The 18,068-nt window shown below is 53.2% G+C and carries 15 protein-coding genes; 14 read left to right on the top strand and 1 reads right to left on the bottom strand.

The window, feature by feature from the left end; translation table 11 throughout:
* Positions 1-280: 280 nt before the first annotated feature.
* The 4 genes from KIH76_RS11360 to KIH76_RS11345 all read left to right on the top strand — a co-directional run bounded on the left by KIH76_RS11360 (position 281) and on the right by KIH76_RS11345 (position 6,429).
* Positions 281-2,866, top strand: a complete 2,586-nt coding sequence (locus KIH76_RS11360) for a KUP/HAK/KT family potassium transporter (RefSeq protein WP_219070769.1) — start codon at positions 281-283, stop codon at positions 2,864-2,866.
* Between the two features lie 78 nt (positions 2,867-2,944).
* Positions 2,945-3,829 carry a class II glutamine amidotransferase gene (locus KIH76_RS11355; protein WP_219070767.1) on the top strand — a complete coding sequence of 295 codons (885 nt, stop codon included), beginning with the start codon at positions 2,945-2,947 and terminating at the stop codon, positions 3,827-3,829.
* A 153-nt stretch (positions 3,830-3,982) separates the two neighbouring features.
* A complete protein-coding gene (locus KIH76_RS11350; protein ID WP_219070766.1) occupies positions 3,983-4,708 on the top strand; it encodes an HD domain-containing protein in 726 nt (241 codons plus the stop codon).
* 89 nt (positions 4,709-4,797) lie between these two features.
* Positions 4,798-6,429: an endonuclease/exonuclease/phosphatase family protein gene (locus KIH76_RS11345; protein ID WP_219070765.1), complete on the top strand. Its 1,632-nt coding sequence runs from the start codon at positions 4,798-4,800 to the stop codon at positions 6,427-6,429.
* Positions 6,430-6,596: 167 nt separating this feature from the next.
* Here the strand turns inward: KIH76_RS11345 and KIH76_RS11340 are convergent, their stop codons facing one another.
* Positions 6,597-8,363, bottom strand: coding sequence for a sugar transferase (locus KIH76_RS11340; RefSeq protein WP_219070764.1), 1,767 nt, complete (start codon positions 8,361-8,363; stop codon positions 6,597-6,599).
* A 623-nt stretch (positions 8,364-8,986) separates the two neighbouring features.
* Between KIH76_RS11340 and KIH76_RS11335 the strand changes: the two genes are divergently transcribed.
* The 10 genes from KIH76_RS11335 to KIH76_RS11290 all read left to right on the top strand — a co-directional run bounded on the left by KIH76_RS11335 (position 8,987) and on the right by KIH76_RS11290 (position 17,786).
* Positions 8,987-9,289: a DUF7724 family protein gene (locus tag KIH76_RS11335; protein ID WP_219070763.1), complete on the top strand. Its 303-nt coding sequence runs from the start codon at positions 8,987-8,989 to the stop codon at positions 9,287-9,289.
* Complete coding sequence (locus KIH76_RS11330; protein ID WP_214374808.1) at positions 9,282-9,515, top strand: DUF7723 family protein; 234 nt, start codon at positions 9,282-9,284, stop codon at positions 9,513-9,515. Before KIH76_RS11335 ends, KIH76_RS11330 begins: the two co-directional genes overlap by 8 nt.
* Positions 9,508-9,792 carry a DUF4160 domain-containing protein gene (locus KIH76_RS11325; RefSeq protein WP_214374809.1) on the top strand — a complete coding sequence of 95 codons (285 nt, stop codon included), beginning with the start codon at positions 9,508-9,510 and terminating at the stop codon, positions 9,790-9,792. Before KIH76_RS11330 ends, KIH76_RS11325 begins: the two co-directional genes overlap by 8 nt.
* A gap of 382 nt (positions 9,793-10,174) precedes the next feature.
* Positions 10,175-11,386, top strand: coding sequence for an EpsG family protein (locus KIH76_RS11320; protein WP_214374810.1), 1,212 nt, complete (start codon positions 10,175-10,177; stop codon positions 11,384-11,386).
* A gap of 49 nt (positions 11,387-11,435) precedes the next feature.
* A complete protein-coding gene (locus KIH76_RS11315; RefSeq protein ID WP_214374811.1) occupies positions 11,436-12,251 on the top strand; it encodes a DUF4422 domain-containing protein in 816 nt (271 codons plus the stop codon).
* Positions 12,235-13,230: a glycosyltransferase family 2 protein gene (locus KIH76_RS11310; RefSeq protein WP_214374812.1), complete on the top strand. Its 996-nt coding sequence runs from the start codon at positions 12,235-12,237 to the stop codon at positions 13,228-13,230. The genes KIH76_RS11315 and KIH76_RS11310 overlap by 17 nt, the downstream gene beginning before the upstream one ends.
* Positions 13,231-13,340: 110 nt before the next feature.
* Positions 13,341-14,450 (top strand): polysaccharide pyruvyl transferase family protein, encoded by a 1,110-nt coding sequence (locus KIH76_RS11305; RefSeq protein ID WP_214374813.1) that lies wholly within the window; start codon positions 13,341-13,343, stop codon positions 14,448-14,450.
* Positions 14,443-15,456, top strand: a complete 1,014-nt coding sequence (locus tag KIH76_RS11300) for a glycosyltransferase family 2 protein (RefSeq protein WP_214374814.1) — start codon at positions 14,443-14,445, stop codon at positions 15,454-15,456. The genes KIH76_RS11305 and KIH76_RS11300 overlap by 8 nt, the downstream gene beginning before the upstream one ends.
* A gap of 3 nt (positions 15,457-15,459) precedes the next feature.
* Positions 15,460-16,728 (top strand): oligosaccharide flippase family protein, encoded by a 1,269-nt coding sequence (locus tag KIH76_RS11295; protein WP_214374815.1) that lies wholly within the window; start codon positions 15,460-15,462, stop codon positions 16,726-16,728.
* 2 nt (positions 16,729-16,730) lie between these two features.
* Complete coding sequence (locus tag KIH76_RS11290; RefSeq protein WP_219070762.1) at positions 16,731-17,786, top strand: acyltransferase; 1,056 nt, start codon at positions 16,731-16,733, stop codon at positions 17,784-17,786.
* The last annotated feature ends 282 nt before the right edge of the window (positions 17,787-18,068 follow it).

Here is an 18,068-nt window from a genome sequence, read left to right as displayed (position 1 = left end):
CACTAACACTGCTACCCTTGACCACGGAGGCTCCTTCGCTAGAACGGTTAGGTTTAAGGCACCACCCATTCTGCCTAGAAGCCTCTCGTCATACCAACCCATCCATCAAAACAACAAACACGGTCGCCGATCTGTGAAAAGTTGGCAAAAATCTCAAACGCGCCTAGACTGGCGCCTAAGCAGCGAAGAAGCCCGTCGGAGGTTCACATCCGGCGGGCTTTTGCTATGCGAGGTGGTGCAAGGCGGGGGAAGGTCCTCCGCCATTGTGGAGGAACACGTTATGACGCAACAACCCGACGAAACCTTGCTGAAGGCCGACACGTTCACGAACGCGCCCAAGGTTTCCAAACGAACCCTCACCAAAGAGGAAAAAGAAGAACTTGAAAAGCGGCGCATGGCCGAGCAGAAAGAGGCCGTGAAGCTCGCCGAGACCGAGAGCAAGGGGCCGCTCGGTCGCTGGTGGGCGCGTCTGCAGTCCGGCCCGAACAAGATCACGTGGTCGCTGGCGCTCGTCGCGCTCGGCGTGGTCTACGGCGACATCGGCACCTCGCCGCTGTACACCGCGCAGACGTTTCTGTCGGGTCAGGGCGGCTTGGCGAATGCCGACCGTGAGGCCGTGCTCGGTCTGCTGTCGCTGATTTTCTGGTCGATCACGCTGATCACGACCGTCAAGTACGTGTTCATTGCAATGCGCATCGACAACAACGGCGAGGGCGGCATCTTCGCGCTGTATTCGCTGATCCGCAAGCATGGCACATGGCTGGCCATTCCGGCGATGGTCGGCGGCGCGGCGTTTCTCGCCGATTCGGTGCTCACGCCGGCCGTCTCGATCAGTTCCGCAGTCGAAGGTCTGAAGACGTTGCCGCCGCTCGAGGGGCTGTTCGACAGCGATCCCGATCTGACGCTGATGATCACGGTGGTGATCATAGTGGTGCTGTTCGCGGTGCAATCGCGCGGAACGGAAAGCATCGGCAGGGTGTTCGGCTCGATCGTGCTGGTGTGGTTCACGTTCCTGGCGGTTGTGGGGGCCGTGAACTTGTCTAACGATTGGACGGTGTTCGCCGCGCTCAACCCGGTGTACGGCATCCGGTTCCTGTTCAGCCCGCACAACGCCGCCGGCATCGCGCTGATGGGCACCGTGTTCCTGTCCACCACCGGCGCGGAGGCGCTGTACTCCGACATGGGCCATGTCGGCCGCGGCAACATCTACTTCACCTGGCCGTTCATCAAGATCTCGCTCGTGCTGTGCTATTTCGGCCAGGGCGCGTGGATGCTCAGGAACCAGCACAACGCGCAGCTCGCGCATATCGCCAGCCTCAACCCATTCTTCCAGATGATGAACACGAACGTCCGCTACGTGGCGGTCGTACTGTCGGTCACCGCCGGCGTGATCGCCTCGCAGGCGCTGATCACCGGCGCGTTCACGATGGTTTCCGAGGCGACCCGACTCAACTGGATGCCGCACCTGCAGGTGCGCTACCCGGCCAGCACCCGCGGCCAGCTGTACATTCCGGTCGTCAACGGCGTGCTGCTGGCCGCCACGCTGTCCGTCCTCGCCATGTTCCGCGACTCCGAACACATCTCGGCCGCGTATGGACTGGCGCTCACCATCACGATGATCACCACCACGATCCTGCTCGCGGTCTACATCTGGTACGCAGGCCGTCGCGTCGGTGCGATCGTCTTCCTGTTCGTTTTCCTCGCCATCCAGACCATGTTCTTCATCGCGTCGATGGCGAAGTTCCTGCACGGCGGCTGGTTCACCATGCTGCTCACGCTCGCGATCCTGTTCATCATGTATACGTGGGATCGCGGCACGAAGATTGAACGTTCGCAGCGCCGGCACATGCGTCCGGCCGATTTTCTGCCGATCCTCGGCCGGCTGCACGGCGACTTCCGCATCCCGTATTTCGCCGACAACATCGTCTACCTGACCGCCGATCCGGAAATGAAGCGGCTCGACACCGACGTGTTCTTCTCGATCTTCGCCGAGCATCCCAAGCGTGCGCGCGCATGGTGGGTCGTGTCGGTGCAGACCACCGACGAGCCGTTCACGCGCGAGTATTCGGTGGAGAATTTCGGCACCGAATACCTGTTCCGCGTGCGCATCCGGCTGGGATTCAAGGTGTCGCAGTCGATTCCGCCGTACCTGCACCAGATCATGCATGATCTGAGCCGCACCGGCGAACTGCCCGAACAGAAGTCGATCTATCCGAAGGTCGACGCCGACCCCGGCATCGGCACGATCCGCTACGTGCTCATTCACAAGGATCTCATGCCCGAGTCGAAGGTCACGGCGCTGGGTGCGGTCGCGCTGCGCACCAAGTACGCGATCCGCCACATCGCCGGCTCGCCGTTCAAATGGTTCGGTCTGGCGCCGTTCAACCCGATCGTCGAGGTGCAGCCGCTGTTCATCGCCACGCGCCGTCCGCCGCGGCTCAAGCGCGTCACGCTGCGCAAGCCGGGCAGCGAGGGACGCATGAGCGAGAACGGCGCCGGCCTGTCCGCGGATGCGGCCGACGCGGGATTCGGCGTGGTCAGCCAGCCGGTCCCGTCGAACAAGTCGTGGGCGCGCGCGGCGAACGCGGCCGTGCAGGACGCGGCCTTGCGCCGGCCGCTGCGTACGGTTGCGGACGGTGAGACGACGGTGGTGATGCAGCGCATCACCGATCCGGTGCCGCAGCTGAAGAACGGTACGGATACGGTCGACGGCAACGACGGTGCGGCCGGACGCGATCATGCCGCCGGTCAGATGGCCGATCATGTCGCCGGTAAGCCGTCCGATCGTACTGTTGATCGTTCTGCCGATCGTTCTGCTGATCGTTCTGCCGACAGCGTTTCCGACGTGCCGCGATCCGGAGAATAATCCACGATAGACCGCTATAAGCAACTCCTATAGCCACGCCGTCGTGCGGCCGCCGCGCGTCCGGTACAGTACATAACCATGTGCAGATTACTGGGATACGCGACGGCCGGGGCCAATACGAGCCTTGCGGCCGTGCTCGGTCAACCTGCCGTAGACGAGTTTCGTGAGCTCAGCGAGATCCACAACGATGGTTGGGGTGTGGGATTGCTGTCGAAGCCCGTCGAACCGCCCTACACCCGGGACGGCGGCGCGCCCGCGCCGGAAACCGGTGTCCAACTGTATAAAAGCACGGTCGCCGCGCGCTACGATTCGGTGTTTCCCGACTTCGCGAATGCTCCCGCGCGCGGTGCCCTGTGGCATCTGCGTCTCGCCAGTTCGAACCTGCCGCTCATCCTCGAGAACCAGCAGCCGTTCTACGCGAACGGCCTCACGTTCATCCACAACGGCGACATCTCCGACGAACACGGCGTCAACATCGTCAACAACCGCAGCTATCCGGTCAACCAGGGCGCGTTCCTGGCGACCGGCGGCCAGTCCGATTCGGCGATCTTCTTCTCCGTCATCCTCGAGTTCATCGGGTTCGGCTTCGCGCTCGACGAGGCCGTCGCGCAGGCCGTGCGCCAGCTGCGCCAGACCTATCCGAAGTCGAGCTACAACTGCATGATCCAGAGCGAGGACCAGTTCATCGCGCTGTGCGCGGCCGGTCGCGAGGTGACCAGCGATCGTATCGTCGAAGTGTACGACCGGTACGGCCGCGGCGAGCAGGCGCACGACTATCGCGTGCTGCGCTACCGTTCGCTCGACGGTTCCGCGCTCGACGACCATGGCGCGGGCAAGGGCGGCGTGGTCGTGGCCAGCTCCGGTTTCGAGCAGTCCGAGGCCGACGGATGGACGCGGCTGCACAACGACGAGATGATCGTCGCTTCGAACCGCACCGGCCAGTTCCGCGTGCGTTCGATCTGATTGTGGCCGACCGGTCAGCCGTTTGACCTCGATCGGCATGCCGGTCGGCAGGCCGATCTCGATCATCTGCCTTGGCGGATATCCGGCAGTCGTCCGGTTTCCGCTTCCTCGGCGGTTGCCCGGCCAATCGGTTGCCCGCCCTACAATGGCCGTATGACCGGATACATTCCCACGATTGAGCAGATCGACGAACTGCATCGCCGGATCGCGCCGTCCGAAGCCGCCTATGATCTCATCCACACGCATTGCGTGATCGTCGCGACCATCGCATGCCAGCTGGCCCGCCGCCAGAACGCGCTGTTCATGCGTCGCTGTACGCTGCCGCACACCGAATCCGGCGAGCTGGACTGCGCCGCGGTGCCGCCGACCGGGGGAGTGGAAGGCGGCAAGGTGCCGCCTCGCCTGCTCGACGAGCATCTTGTGATGATCGGCGGCCTGCTGCACGACATCGGCACGTATCAGGTGCTCAAGCACGACGGCACGGACGGCGAGCCGCTCAAGTTCAGCGGCAAACGCTATATTCTGCACGGTCTGCTCGGCTACGAGTGGCTGCTCGGGCAGGGCGTGGACGAGTCGATCGCGCAGTTCGCCCGCAACCACACCGGCGTCGGGCTCACCAAGGACGAGGTGATCCGGCAGGAGCTGCCGCTGCCGCCGGCCGATTACGTGCCCGTCAACCTCGAGCAGGAGACGGTGATGGTGGCCGACAAGTTCCACAGCAAGTCCACGCCGCCGAAGTTCCTGTCGGTCGATGCGTACACCGCGAAAGCCGCGCGGTTCGGCGAGGAGAACAGCCGCAAGTGGTTGGATTTGGTGGAGCAGTACGGCCGGCCGGACATCGCGGCGCTGGCCGAGAAGTACCATATGCGCATGGTGTGATGTGTGGCGTGCGTGACACCGACGAACTGATGATGACTGATGATGAATGACAACGTGGGCGATATGCGTGCGATATAGAGGGGATGCGTATGACCGAACCGACGAACGGCGCAGGATGGCAGAACAGACCGCAGTACGAGCCGTCCGATCCTGAATACGATGCCGTGTACGGCCATCGTTTCGACTGGCAGCGAGCGGAGGATGGCGACGGTTCACAGGACGGCGAGACGCGCGCGATGCCTGCGGTCCCAGCGCCGCCTGCCCCGTCCGCCGCTCCTGCCGCGGCGATGCCTGAGGTCTACGAGACCCAGCCGATTGCGCAGCCGTTGCAGCAGTCTGGCGCGGCCGGGCTGAGGGGATCTGCCGTCGCGTCGCAGTTCGAGGTTACGCCGACGCAATACGTACCGCCGGTTCCGCCGGCTCCTGCTCAACCCTCGTCTGTCGCGCCTGGCTCGGCGTCGTTCGAGTCCACACCGACGCAGTATGTACCGCCGGTCCAGGTCCAGTCCGTCCGACCGGCCCAACAGCCCGTACAGCCGGTCCAACAGTCTGTCCGACCGGTTCCGCAGCCCGTGCAGCCGGCCGTCCAACCGCAGCGGCAGCCCGGTGCGGCCGCCATCAACAATGCCTCCAATATCATGAACAACAACGTATACGCCTCATCGTCGCAGGCCCCGGAGCGCAACCGTTCCAAGCGCGGCAACTGGTTCACCAAGCCAGGCAAGCACGGGTTCCTCAGTTTCTTCCTGTGGGTGGCCATGCTTCCGTGCATCGGCATCATGGTGTTGCGCGAGACCAACAAGGTCGATCAGGATGGCCGCGCGCTGCCAGAAATCCTTGCGTTCGTGCCGATTTTCGGCATCATCGCCGTGGTGGTCCTCGTACTGGCTGTGCTGTGGCGGCGCAAGCTGCTCACGCTGGTCGCGCTCGCGTGCGTCGCGGTGCAGGTCATGTGGCATATCGGTTATTTCATGCCGGCCGTGAAGATCTCTGAAACCGCGAAGCAAACGGTTGCATCGGCCGCCGCCACCGATGACAACGTTGCCCGTATCATGACGCTGAACACCAGGGAAGGCAAGGCCAGCGCGCAGCAGATCGTCGCAACCGTTCGCACGCAGCATGTGGAGGTGCTGGCGCTCGAGGAGGTCAGCGACAGCCTGCTCACCGCGTTGCAGGAGGCCGGCCTATACGATGTGCTGCCGTATTACGTGACGTCGGTCGCGACGGCGGGCGACAACGGCGGCATCAACGGCCTGTGGACGATGGCTCCGATGAGCAACATTTCGGAGAGCCTGCTGCCCACGGAGGCCTCGCAGATGCCGGCCGGTTCGGTGCAGATCGGCAAGGCGACGGTGCGGTTCGTGGCCGCGCATCCGAGCTCGCCCACGCGCGGCAACCAGGGCGTGTGGAGTTCGGGACTGAGCACGATCAGTGATCTGAAGAACTACGACTGGTCATATGTGATCATGGGCGACTTCAATTCGACGTGGGACCATCCGCGTTTCCGTTCGCTGCTCGGCGACAGTTTCGTCGACGCGGGCGAGCAGGCCGGCGAGGGCTTCCACTTCACGTATCCCGCGAACTCGAAGATCCCTTCGCTGATCGAAATCGATCACATCGTGTATGCGAAGAACCGCGGTGTGAAGATCGGGCAACTCGCCACCGAAACCATCGCCGGTTCCGATCACAAGGCCCTCCTCGCCACCCTCGAAACCGAGTGACGCGTTCTAGGCGTGCTGCGGTGATGCGCCTGTTGTATCGGAATCGCGCGTCGTTGCGCGATGCTCAAGAGTCTCGGCCCCCTCGGCTGAGGGGGCTGTCAGCCGCAGGCTGACTGGGGGAGCGTCCGCGGCACGCTAGTGCCGCCAGCAACAGCATCGCGCGCCGATCAGTACGCGCCATCCCCGCGCAGCACCACGCCGACCGTCTTGATGAGGATCGCGATGTCGGTCATCAACGACCAGTTCTCCACGTAGTTCACGTCGAGGAACTCGGCGTCCTCCTGACTCAGGTCGTTGCGGCCGCCGATCTGCCACGGACCGGTGATGCCCGGCCGCACGAGCAGTCGCGTCGAATACAGCGGCGAGTACTGGTCGACCTCGTACTGGCGCTGCGGTCGCGGGCCGACAAGCGACATGTCGCCACGGATCACGTTGATGAACTGCGGGATCTCGTCGATCGAGGTCTTGCGGATGAACTTGCCCACGCGCGTGATGCGCGGATCGTTCTTCACCTTGAACGTGGCGCCGAGCTCCACGCCGGCGGCCTTGGCCACTTCGGCGTCCATCTTGTCGGCGTCGACGCGCATGGAACGGATCTTCAGGCAGTAGAACGGCTTGCCGTAGATGCCGATGCGCTCCTGCTTGTAGAACACCGGGCCGCCGTCCTCAAGCTTGATGGCGATAGCCACTAGTCCGATGATGATCATGCCCGGGATGAGCGCGACGAGCGAGCCGAGGATATCCATCGTGCGCTTGCACAGGCGCGTCGGCCACGAGTACTGCGGCAGGCTGGCGGACAGGATCGGCAGCGCGGAATCATTGCGCAGCACGAGTCGGCCGCCGCCGATGTCGGCCACGGACGCGGTGATCGCGAGCTCCATGTTCGCCGATTCCACGGCGAGCGAGAGGGTGCGCATGGTTTCCGAATCGCGGGTGAGCACGTCGGTGATGAGCACGCTCTGCGCGCCGAGATGCTTGGCGGTCTGCGCGAGGTGCGAGTTGAGCGCGAGCACGCGCAGGCGGGCCTCCTGGTCGTTGCGCGGTTCAAACGGCACGGCGATGAGGTGCTGCGGCGCGTCCGGGTCGCTGTCGTTGGAGACCGCGGCGATGGGGCAGACCGCGATCGGCGCGTAGCCGGCAGACAGACCCATGGTCGTGGTGAGCTTGTCGATCGTCTCGTGAATGCCTTCCGGCGAGCCGACGAGCACGGTGGGGAAGTTGAATTCGCCGCGACGGCGGTTGGCGTGCAGCACGCGACGCATGATCCAGCGTTCGACCGTGGTGATGACGGCGGCGATCACCGGCGCCAGTACGACCAGCGTGCGCGGATACGGCACGTTGAACAGGAAGCCGATCGAGCAGACGGCGATGAAGTCGATGAGCGCGGCGGTGAGGATCTTCGCATACAGCGAGTAGCCCTCGCCCATGGTGTGACGATGGTAGCTTTTGATGATCGCGAGCGAGACGATCCAGACCGCGCAGAACGTGGCGGTGGTGATCAGGAAGCCGCCGGGCAGCTGGTCGGTCACCGTCATGATGATGTCGGGGCGCACGGCGTAGATGATGGAGCAGCTCAGGAGCATCATCATCGCGTCGAGCAGGACGAGCGCGAGATTGTAGTACAGCTGCCAGGCGGGGATGGTCGGCATCGCGCGAGCTGTGCGGGTGGTTGCGCTGGCATTGCGGGCGGTGCCGGTGGTACCGCTGCCGAGCCGCGAGGCCGATGCCGCGGCGGACGGCGTGCTGGACGCCGCTGACGTGTAGGAGCCGTCAAAGAACGTGGTCTGGATGGGCTGCTGGTAGTAGTCGTCGCTGGCGTGACCGCTGTCGACGCGCATGCCCACCACGCGGGCGCGAGGCGAGGTGACATGGATCTCCTGGGTGGCCATGTCCTCGTCCTGTTCCATCTTCGGTGTCGTGCTCTTCTCCGCCATAGTCTTCTCCCCCCCCCCTGTTGCTCGGTAAGGACGCGCAGCGAAGGGAGGTGGGGTCTGTACCACCGCGCGACCGACGCGCCGCGGCAGCGGAGCGCCCCATTTTTCCCATACTGCTTCTCTACCTTACTATGCGTCCGCGTCTTTGGGGGTGCGCGGACTGTGGAGATTACGGCTGGACCGCGGGCGCAGCGTGGCTAGGTCACGCCCGGATCTCGGCCGCAACGTGGTGAGCGAAGGTGGTGATGATGTCTCGTGAAACCTTATATTTGGCTGATATGCGGTGGCTGCGGTGGTCGTTGCTGTGCTCCCGTTTCCTGTTTTGGACCGTTTTCGTTTCCTACTTTGGACCGTTTTCGTTTCCTACTTTGGACCGTTTTCATTTCCTACTTTGGACCGTTTTTGTTTCCTACTTTGGCTGATTGGCTTGTATCGGTCGATGACTGGGGCGCGTCTTCGCCGGTCGTCTTCGATCCGGGATCGGATGTGCAGACTGTATCGAGTGCTGAACCGACTGTTCTAGATTGCGACGAGTGTATGAGTCAATCGTCTGCAGGTTCCTTGATGCATCTACCTATAATTAGATAGACCGTTAGCGATGTTGATCGGGAAGGAGTCAGACCATGCCATTGACTGCTGATGCTTCCGACTTGGTAAACGATACCGCGTATCTGAGTGCTGAGAACGGATTCACTGTGTTCGAATACGGGAAGGCTTGTATCAGGTTCCGTGCTCCCTATTCGCTGGAACGATACACTAAAGTCAAGCAATGGGACAACGGTTATCTCGTCGTGGATGCGAAGTACCGTCACAACGATTCTTCCGAGGAAGAGTACATTGATCTTGCACCGGTGCTCAATGACCTCTATATCAATGCCGACAGGTTCTTGCGTCCGATCAAGAAGGTGGAGGTGTCCCATGCCTGATATTGCAGCAGTGGCCGGTGCCGCGGGAATGATTGTGAATGGTTACGCATTCACTCGCACCGAGGACGGACACGTTAAGGTGCTGAACCTTAATTCGCCGGATTCGGCTGTAGTGCTTGATGATGAGGGCAATGTGCTTGAAACCAGTATGAATGATCTGGAAGTGGGCATTGTGCGGGATTATTACCAAAACAACAAGGAATTCTTGGAGACAGCTCATGCCTAAGTACTTCCAATTTATGGTTGCTGGGTACTATCTCTACTTCACTTCGTTCTGTGTCATCGAATGCATGCATGTACATGCGAGTGACACCAAACTCACGGAAGCGGGATCGGCGAAGTTCTTTGTGAAGGCCAACGGCGATACAACCCTTGAACGGCAAGGAAGACTCACCGCGAAAGAAGTTGCCACCATCCAAAGGTTCATCAAGAAGAACTATCGAGAAATGTATCTCAAATGGAAGGAGTACAGTACTGAAGATTTTTATGGGCAGGGACGGTGAGCCGTTTAAGTAAACGGTGAGGCGGCTGCGATGCCGAAGTCACAGGATCTCGGCTGCTTCCCCTGCTGAGCGTATCCCGTAGACCGGTATAAGAGGTCACCGCCTTGCCTTCTCCCCCTGCGGCCATATAATTCTGTATATTGTTGCCGTTTCGGCGGCGATGCCTGAACGAACGTCGAGCTGATGGGAAGAACTATGAAGATCGCGGTTGCTGGTACTGGTTATGTGGGGTTGTCGGTGGCGTTGTTGCTCTCGCAGCATAATGAGGTGCATGCGTTGGACATCGTGCCGGGATGCTGATCTCCCGAGTTTGCGGCATAGTTTTTCTTGCGCTGGTCTTCGTTATGCAAAGCATGATGACAACATGTGAAAGATATTTACCATGATCATATATTCGTCGGTGTTTGTCGTATTGCTTATTTTTGCAATAGTCAATTATATGACTAGTGTCAGTCAGCTAGATACTGGTCTGAAGCATGCTTCTGAAAAGGCCATTCATATACGAAACATTACACATGCTTATATGTATGCGGGCTCATATCTAGGTGCTCCTCTTTTTATCTTATTTCTTCTAACTGCCCTACGATATGATGTTGGTAAAGATTACCAGCATCATATCGATATATTCCACTGGATACAGGAATCCGGGCCAGATGAAGTTTATGTGGAAAAGGGGTATGCTTACTTCAACCTGTTAATCAGTGAGTTAGGATTACCGGTAGAGATTCTGTTTGTAGTAGGCGGCTTGCTTGTTTGCGGATCGATATTTGCCGTGGCATACTATTTGGTTCCAGCTCGATACTGGTCTCTTTTCGTGGTGCTGTTCTATTTCGGTGGTGCTTTCTTTTCGTCTCTTAACTTAGTTCGTCAGTATTATGCGATCAGTCTGTGCCTCATTTCTTTCCTCTTATTTCTTAGGAAGCACTGGATTGGATCGTTGTTTGTATTTGCCGCTGCCGTATCGTGTCATAGTGCCGCAATAATTTTCATACTTGTTCCTGTCCTGGCGGTTTTAATGAAGTCAAAGGTGACGCACGTTTTCCTTATTATTTTATATTGCTTGTCTTTGATATTCATTCTTGTTGATATTCACCAATTAATATTATTGGTTGAGCCGCTTGTTCCTGATCGTTGGCAGCATTACCTGAATGATTCGCAATTCCTTGATCGTAATAAATTTGCATTATTGAAGCTTGTCGTTCCTAATGCCGTATTGATAATATACTCGTTAACGGAGTGGAAGAGTAATCTTTTATCTCGTTTTTTTGCCAAGGTGGGCAACCAAGAGAAAAAGGATCTGCTTGTTTCCTCCGACGATGTTGTTATGGCGGGAACCGCTTTGTTCGTTATATCTCAGAATGCTTTCTACGGAGTCATGGTTTTGACTCGAATGTCGGAATTCTTCTGGATGTTTTATTACGCTGCAATCGTGTATCTCATTGCAGGATGTAAGAAACGTGTGGTGCAATTCGGGTGTGCAGGAACTTTCTTGCTTTACTTTGTTCTCTTGACTGTTGTTACCATTTTCATAAAAAATGGTAATGATGTCATGCCCTATACGTTTATATTTGCACCTAATGTTTCTTTTTCCTGAACCGTAAGCATTATATATTATCCATTTAGTAGTACAGGTGAAATTATTTATGACAAGGTTCGAACGTAATACTGATATATGCGTTGGTGTTGCAACGCACAAGCCATATCGTATGCCCACAGATCCTATGTATCTTCCGTTGCATGTCGGGGCTGCATTGCATCCTGATGTTTGTCCGGACATGGTAGGTGATGATACCGGTGACAATATTTCGAACCGCAACGGATATTATTCAGAGCTTACTGGTCTGTACTGGTTGTGGAAGAACGATCATTCCGCATATAAAGGACTGGTTCATTATAGGCGTCATTTGGCCACTCGGAACATGTGGAAAAGACTTACTGCTAACGATCGTTTCGATCGCATTGTAACTGGAGATGAGGTCCGAGCCATTCTCCGTGATCATGACATCATTGTCGCGAAGCGGCGTAATTACTACATTGAAACCGTATATTCCCATTATGGCCACACTTTTCATGCAGAGCAGTTTGACCAGTGCCGTGAGGTGCTCATGGACCTCGCTCCTGCTTATGTGTCTGCCTGGGATCGTCTCATGCAGGCTCGTGGAGCGCATATCTTCAATATGTTTATTATGAGCCATGAAAAGTTTGATCAGTATTGCGCATGGATGTTCCCCATCCTTTTTGAACTGGAACGGCGTCTGGATCCGGCTCAGTATGATGCTTTTCATGCGCGATATCTTGGTCGCGTAAGTGAGCGTCTGTTGGATCCATGGTTAGAGACCAACGGTTATTCCTATGCCGAACTTCCGGTGGTGAGCCCAGAGCCTGTGGACTGGTGGAAAAAGGGCACCGGATTCCTCATGGCAAAATTTGGAGGGAAGACGTATGACAAGAGTTTCTGAGACCGTGACTCCCAAGGTCAGCATCATTCTTCCGGTATATAACGTTGAGAAGTATCTGGACAGATGTTTCGAGACCATTTGCAATCAAACATTCCGGGATTTTGAGGTGTTGGCTGTGGACGATGGCTCCACCGATGGTTCCGGTGCTAAGTGCGATGCATGGGCCCAGAAAGACGGGCGAATCATATCGCTGCATAAAAAGAACGGTGGCTTGTCCGACGCTCGAAATTACGGGCTGGACCGAGTTCGTGGCGAGTACATCACATGTATCGATTCCGACGACTACGTGACCGAAGACTATCTGGAAGTGTTGCTATCTCTGTTTCAGTATGCTCCCGGATGCAAAATGGTAGGAGCCGGGCATTATGTCGCACGGCCCAAGGGCAATGAGTTGGACTATCATGCCGATAAGCCGGTGACTGTGCTTAGCCGACGTGAGGCTTTCGAAAGCGTGCTATATCACGGCATCGTCAATGTATCGGCATGGGCTAAGATGTATCACCGATCGTTATTTGAACATGTGCGATATCCCAAGGGCCGTCTATATGAGGATACATACATTTTTGGTGATCTACTTAACATGACGTCATCATACGTTTTTGCGAGCAAGCCGGTATATTACTACTGCAAACGTGATGATTCGATCGTAAGCGGCGGATATACGTCGAGGCGACTCGAATTCATCAACTCAGTGGACAGACTGGTGCGTGAGGCTGAGAATTGCGATCCTGCTTTGCATGGTGCTTGCGTGAGGCGACAAGTTCATGCTCGACTGAGTGTATTGCGTTATATGCAACAGGTTTCCGGTGCGGATCGCACGCAACGTGACGAATTGAGGCGTTACGTGCTTGCTAACGAACATGCGATTCTCATTGATCCGAAAGCCCCGAGCCGCGATAAGCTCGCAATACGTTTGCTCAAGATGGGATATTGGGCTTACTACCGGTGCTGGGCATTATATGAATTGCTGCGTCAATAGGGTACAGCTCTGTTGCTGTCCTATGTGGTTCTTCACATCTCTGCGCGATATGTGATTGTGCCTCCGTTATATTATTGAACCATCCATCTCCTATATAAGGTCAGGGTTTTATGAAAGCTGCAGTGATCACTCTCCATCAGGTTGATAACTATGGAACACAATTACAAGCTTTAGCTACACAGGAGAAGCTTAAGGAATACTTTGACGACGTTACCTTCATCGACTATCGTCGTCCGGATACATATGGCAAGGGTCTTCTGGATACATTTGCGCAAGGGAATCCAGTACGAGCCCTGGCTATTTTGCCGACCTTACTACGCTGGAAGAGCGTATTTGGAACGTTTAGGAAGAATAATCTCAATCTGACTGACAAGGTCTACTATTCTGAGGCTGATTTTAATGATTTCCGAGATGATGCGGATGTCTACTTCTCGGGTAGCGATCAGGTATGGAATGCCGGTTGGAATGGCGGAGTCATTCCCTACTTCTACTTGAGTTTTGTGCCGGACGGGAAACCGAAGTATGCCTATGCTTCGAGTTTTGGCAGGAAAACACTCCCTGACGATGAGGTGAAATCCTCAAAACGGTACATTGACCGTTTTACAGAGATTACCGTCCGTGAAGAAAGCGGAGTGGATATTGTCAAGAATCAATACGGTTTCTCGAATGTGCAGCGAGTGGTGGATCCAACCTTGGCTATGCCTCCTGAATTTTGGAGGAAGGTTGGTAATGCCATCAAGAACATGCCTAAAGAATATATTCTTATTTACAATTTGAATCGCAATGCTGATTTTGACCGTTATGCAGAACGTGTTGCCAAGAAAACAGGATTGCCGTTGTACCGCTTCTGTACTCGATATGATCAAATATTTCGGTCGGGGAAGAGTCTGGTGATTCCGGATATTCTTGACTTTATAACGCTTGTTGATAATGCAAAATATGTCATTACCGACTCGTTCCATGCCACGGCTTTCTCGATGAATCTTAACACTGAGCCAATCTGCGTGTATCCTAATGCATATTCGGGTCGTATCTCGGAATTCCTCAAATTGGTTAATTCTGAGCAGATGCATGCAAAAGACTATGACGATCTGGATATAGTGAATCGACATGTGGATTTTGATGAAGTCAATGCAATTCTCGAAGCGGAAAGAAAAAAAGTGGATAAGTTCCTTGAGAATATAGTTTCCCGTGAGACAGTGAGGCATAACTATGTGTAAAAAGATTGAACCTATATCAAATCCTTTGATTTCTGTGATTGTGAATGCTTACAATGTAGAGCAGTATATACGACGGTGTTTAAATTCTGTTTTGCACCAGACATATAGGAATCTTGAGATAATTGTTGTTGACGATTGTTCATCGGACCAGACTTCTCATATTATAGATTCTATTGCTGAAATTGATTCAAGAATTCATGTCCTGCATCATTCGATGAATACTGGATTATCTGGAGGACGCAATACTGGTCTCGAAAATTGTCATGGTAAATATATTACGTTTGTTGATGCTGACGACTGGCTTGAACCTGATTACGTGGAATATTTGTATTCGCTGATTGCAAAATTTGATGCTGATGTGGCTATAAGCCGCAATTTCTTTACCTCTCGGTTTAGAACGCAGATTACAAATGATGCTTTCTCGTGCATTACTTCCGATGACATGCTCTGCGATATTTTCTATAATCGTATTCATGTAGGTGTCTGGAATCGATTGTATCGGAAAACGCTAATTTCTGGTAAAAAATTCCGTCTTGAATCAAAGACCGGTGAAGGAATGCAGTTCAATACACAGGTCTTGCCGGAAGCTAATCGTATCGCTGTAGGACTTAGGCGCGTATATACATATAATGTCGACAATTCCATGTCTGCAACCAAAAAGCCAAATATAGAAAAACAGGCGATTGGTGCGGTCGAGAATATGGATTACATTAAGACGCATCTTGTTCCGCGTTCAAAAGCAGTTGATAATGCTCTTGAATATCAGTATCTTACAACCTCTATATATGCCATTGAGCATTTAATTCGTGCAGAAGGCATTAAAAGTCACAAGTCATTTTATCGAAATATTTCAAGGTCCTGCCGAAAGTTGGCTGTTCAGAGTTTTGCCTGGAATCTCTCGAAGAAGCAGCTATTGAAGTCTGCTGCTATTCTGATAAGTCCTTATCTTACGGCATATAGTGCGGTTGTTTGGCGTTATAAGTTCGGGAAAAAGCAGAGGGTGTGAGCAATGGGCGACAGAAAACGTATTTTGAAAAATTCGTTATTTCTTTATGCGCTTACTTTTTCTAATTATTTTATTGGTCTTCTTCTATTCCCCTACTTATCGCGTGTTCTCAGTGTTGAAAAGTTTGGTCTGATCGGATTCTCCACCTCGCTTTGTTTGGTCTTTCAAATGATCGTGGAATTTGGTTTCCAGCTCTCAACGACTGCTGAGATATCGGTTCATCGGGAAGAAGATAGGGTTGTTTCCCAATTAATTTCCTCAATGACGGCCGCTAAAGGCGTTCTTGCTGTTGTATCTACAGTTGCCTTTGTGATTTGTGTAGCTTTTAATGAAAACCTCCGCCAGCATATGCTGCTAGTTTCATTATTCTATGTGGATTCAATTGCCAAAGCATTCCTTCCCGATGCGTATTTCCGTGGCATTGAGCAGATGCGAGCTATTACTATTCGTGCCGTGACTGCTAAATCAGGAATATTGGTAACGACATTGCTCTTCGTTAAGAATGATAGTGGTTTGATTCTTTATCCGTTATCAATGATAGTGTTTGATACCATCGCTTTGATTTGGGCGTTCTCCTTGATCCGTAAAGATGAGATAAGGTTTGTGATTGTATCTGTTGCCGATATATTGGCTGCAATCAAGAGAAGCTTCTGGTTCTTTATCTCACGTGTTTCGGTGAGCATCAATGGTTCGCTTGGTGCTATTTTTCTTGGAGTCAAGTTTCTTCCAGAATCCATTGAAATGGGCTTGTTCTCCGGCGCCACAAAAATTTCTACCGCAGGTGAGCAGATGATTCCTCCAATTGGTGATTCTCTTTACCCATTTATGGTAAGGAAGAAAGATTATAGCATGTTCTATAAGGTGCTTCTTTTTGGTGGCTTGTTCTGGTTTGCCGGATGTTCGTTTGTTTTTGTTTTCGCTGATCAATTTTGCTCGATTATTTTAGGTAATAATTACGCGACCGCTGGTCAGTATCTTCGTATTTTGGTGATTGGCGTATTCTTTGGTTTCTTCGGCTTCATGTTCGGGTATCCCGCACTTTCCCCGCTTGGAAAGGCGACCTATGCGAATGCGGCAATTATGGTCAGTGCAATTATCAATCTCATTGCTTGTTTGATCCTGTGGGCTACCGACAATATCTCTGTTCTATCGGTCTCTATTGTATTCGGCTCGTCAGATATTGTTGTTTTCCTGTTTCGGTTTATCGCATTTCTTAAATTCAAGAAGAGTATAAAAGAATCATTATCGAACCTAGGCGAGAAGCGGAGGTAGAAGTGGGAAAAAGCAGAGATGTCTCTTTGGATATAATAAGGGTTCTTGCCATCTGTTTGGTGGTGATTTGCCATGTAAATAATAATACATGGCCTATGGTAACGCGTTCATTTATCTATTCTCTGGGATGGATGGGTGTTCCTGTTTTTGTTATGCTTACTGGTTTTTTGATGGTTCCTCGTCGTTATGATGGTATTTATTTAAATAAATTCTTGAAAAGGAATCTATTCCCATTATTTTGTGCATTTGAAATATGGAATTTGCTCTATTATATGTTCTATACGTTAAGGAATGGCTATATAGGAGTAAATCAAACTCTCCGGTTTGTGAGGATTGCTTTTTTTGTAGGGGATACAGGGTCAGCTTTTTGGTTTATGCCCATGATAATAGGCCTATACCTAGGACTTCCAATCTTTGCCTCTTTGGTCCAAAAGAATGATTTATATACTCGGCTTATCCTATTCTGCATTACTTACTTTAGTTTGATTGTATGTACACTTCAGCAGGTTTTTAAATCGTTTGAAGTTCGCCAAGATATCAAATCAGTGCTTGAGATGAATATTTTTGGTGCTTCAGTTTGGGGTGGTTCTATTTGGATGGTTTATCTATTCATTGGATATAAAATACATGAAACTTTTCTGTCGGAAATACGCATTCCGTATCTTCTCATAGTATTTTTTTTGAGCCTTTTTGGTAATATAGGTCTGACCTACCTGCAATTAAAGAGAGGGAGTGCTCAGCAGTTTTATGGCAGTATGTTCGTCCTCCTTCCGGCCTGTGCTCTTGTTTTGATTCTTAGGAAATTATTGTCGTCACTTATATTGCCTGATAGGATTTGTGTCTTCTTTAGATATTTGTCTCAGCTTTCTTTCTCTGTGTATCTAATTCATATTCTTATTATCCCAATAGTGGAATCCCATGTTTATTCTTTGTTGCCACGTATGTTTAGGCTTCGGTACTGCATTGTAGTTCTACTGGTGATTTTGATTTCATTCTTTATCGGATGGATTCTTTCGTATATTCCTGGGTTTAAGAGGTATGCTCTTTTGATTAAATAGATATAAATGAATGTTGATAGATTTGATGTGATGTTTAAGTTGTTGACATATACGAGGAATCAATAGTATCTTTTTGTGATTACCAGTATAATTAGATGTCAATCTTTTGAACAAAAAAGGTCATATAGTATTATGAGTGTTGTTTCGGAACGGCATGCACCGTGTTTGGTTGTTTGATGGGTTGAGTGGCGACGCTGACGCTCGCACCATGCGTGGTGTTGTTTGAAAACCTACGCGTGGGAGCGGACGTGGCGTGTTAGCGCGTGCCTCGTCGGATGGCTC

This window comes from Bifidobacterium simiiventris, assembly GCF_019331715.1.
Classification (GTDB): Bacteria; Actinomycetota; Actinomycetes; order Actinomycetales; family Bifidobacteriaceae; genus Bifidobacterium; species Bifidobacterium simiiventris.
This window is presented reverse-complemented; position numbering and strand designations above follow the sequence as displayed.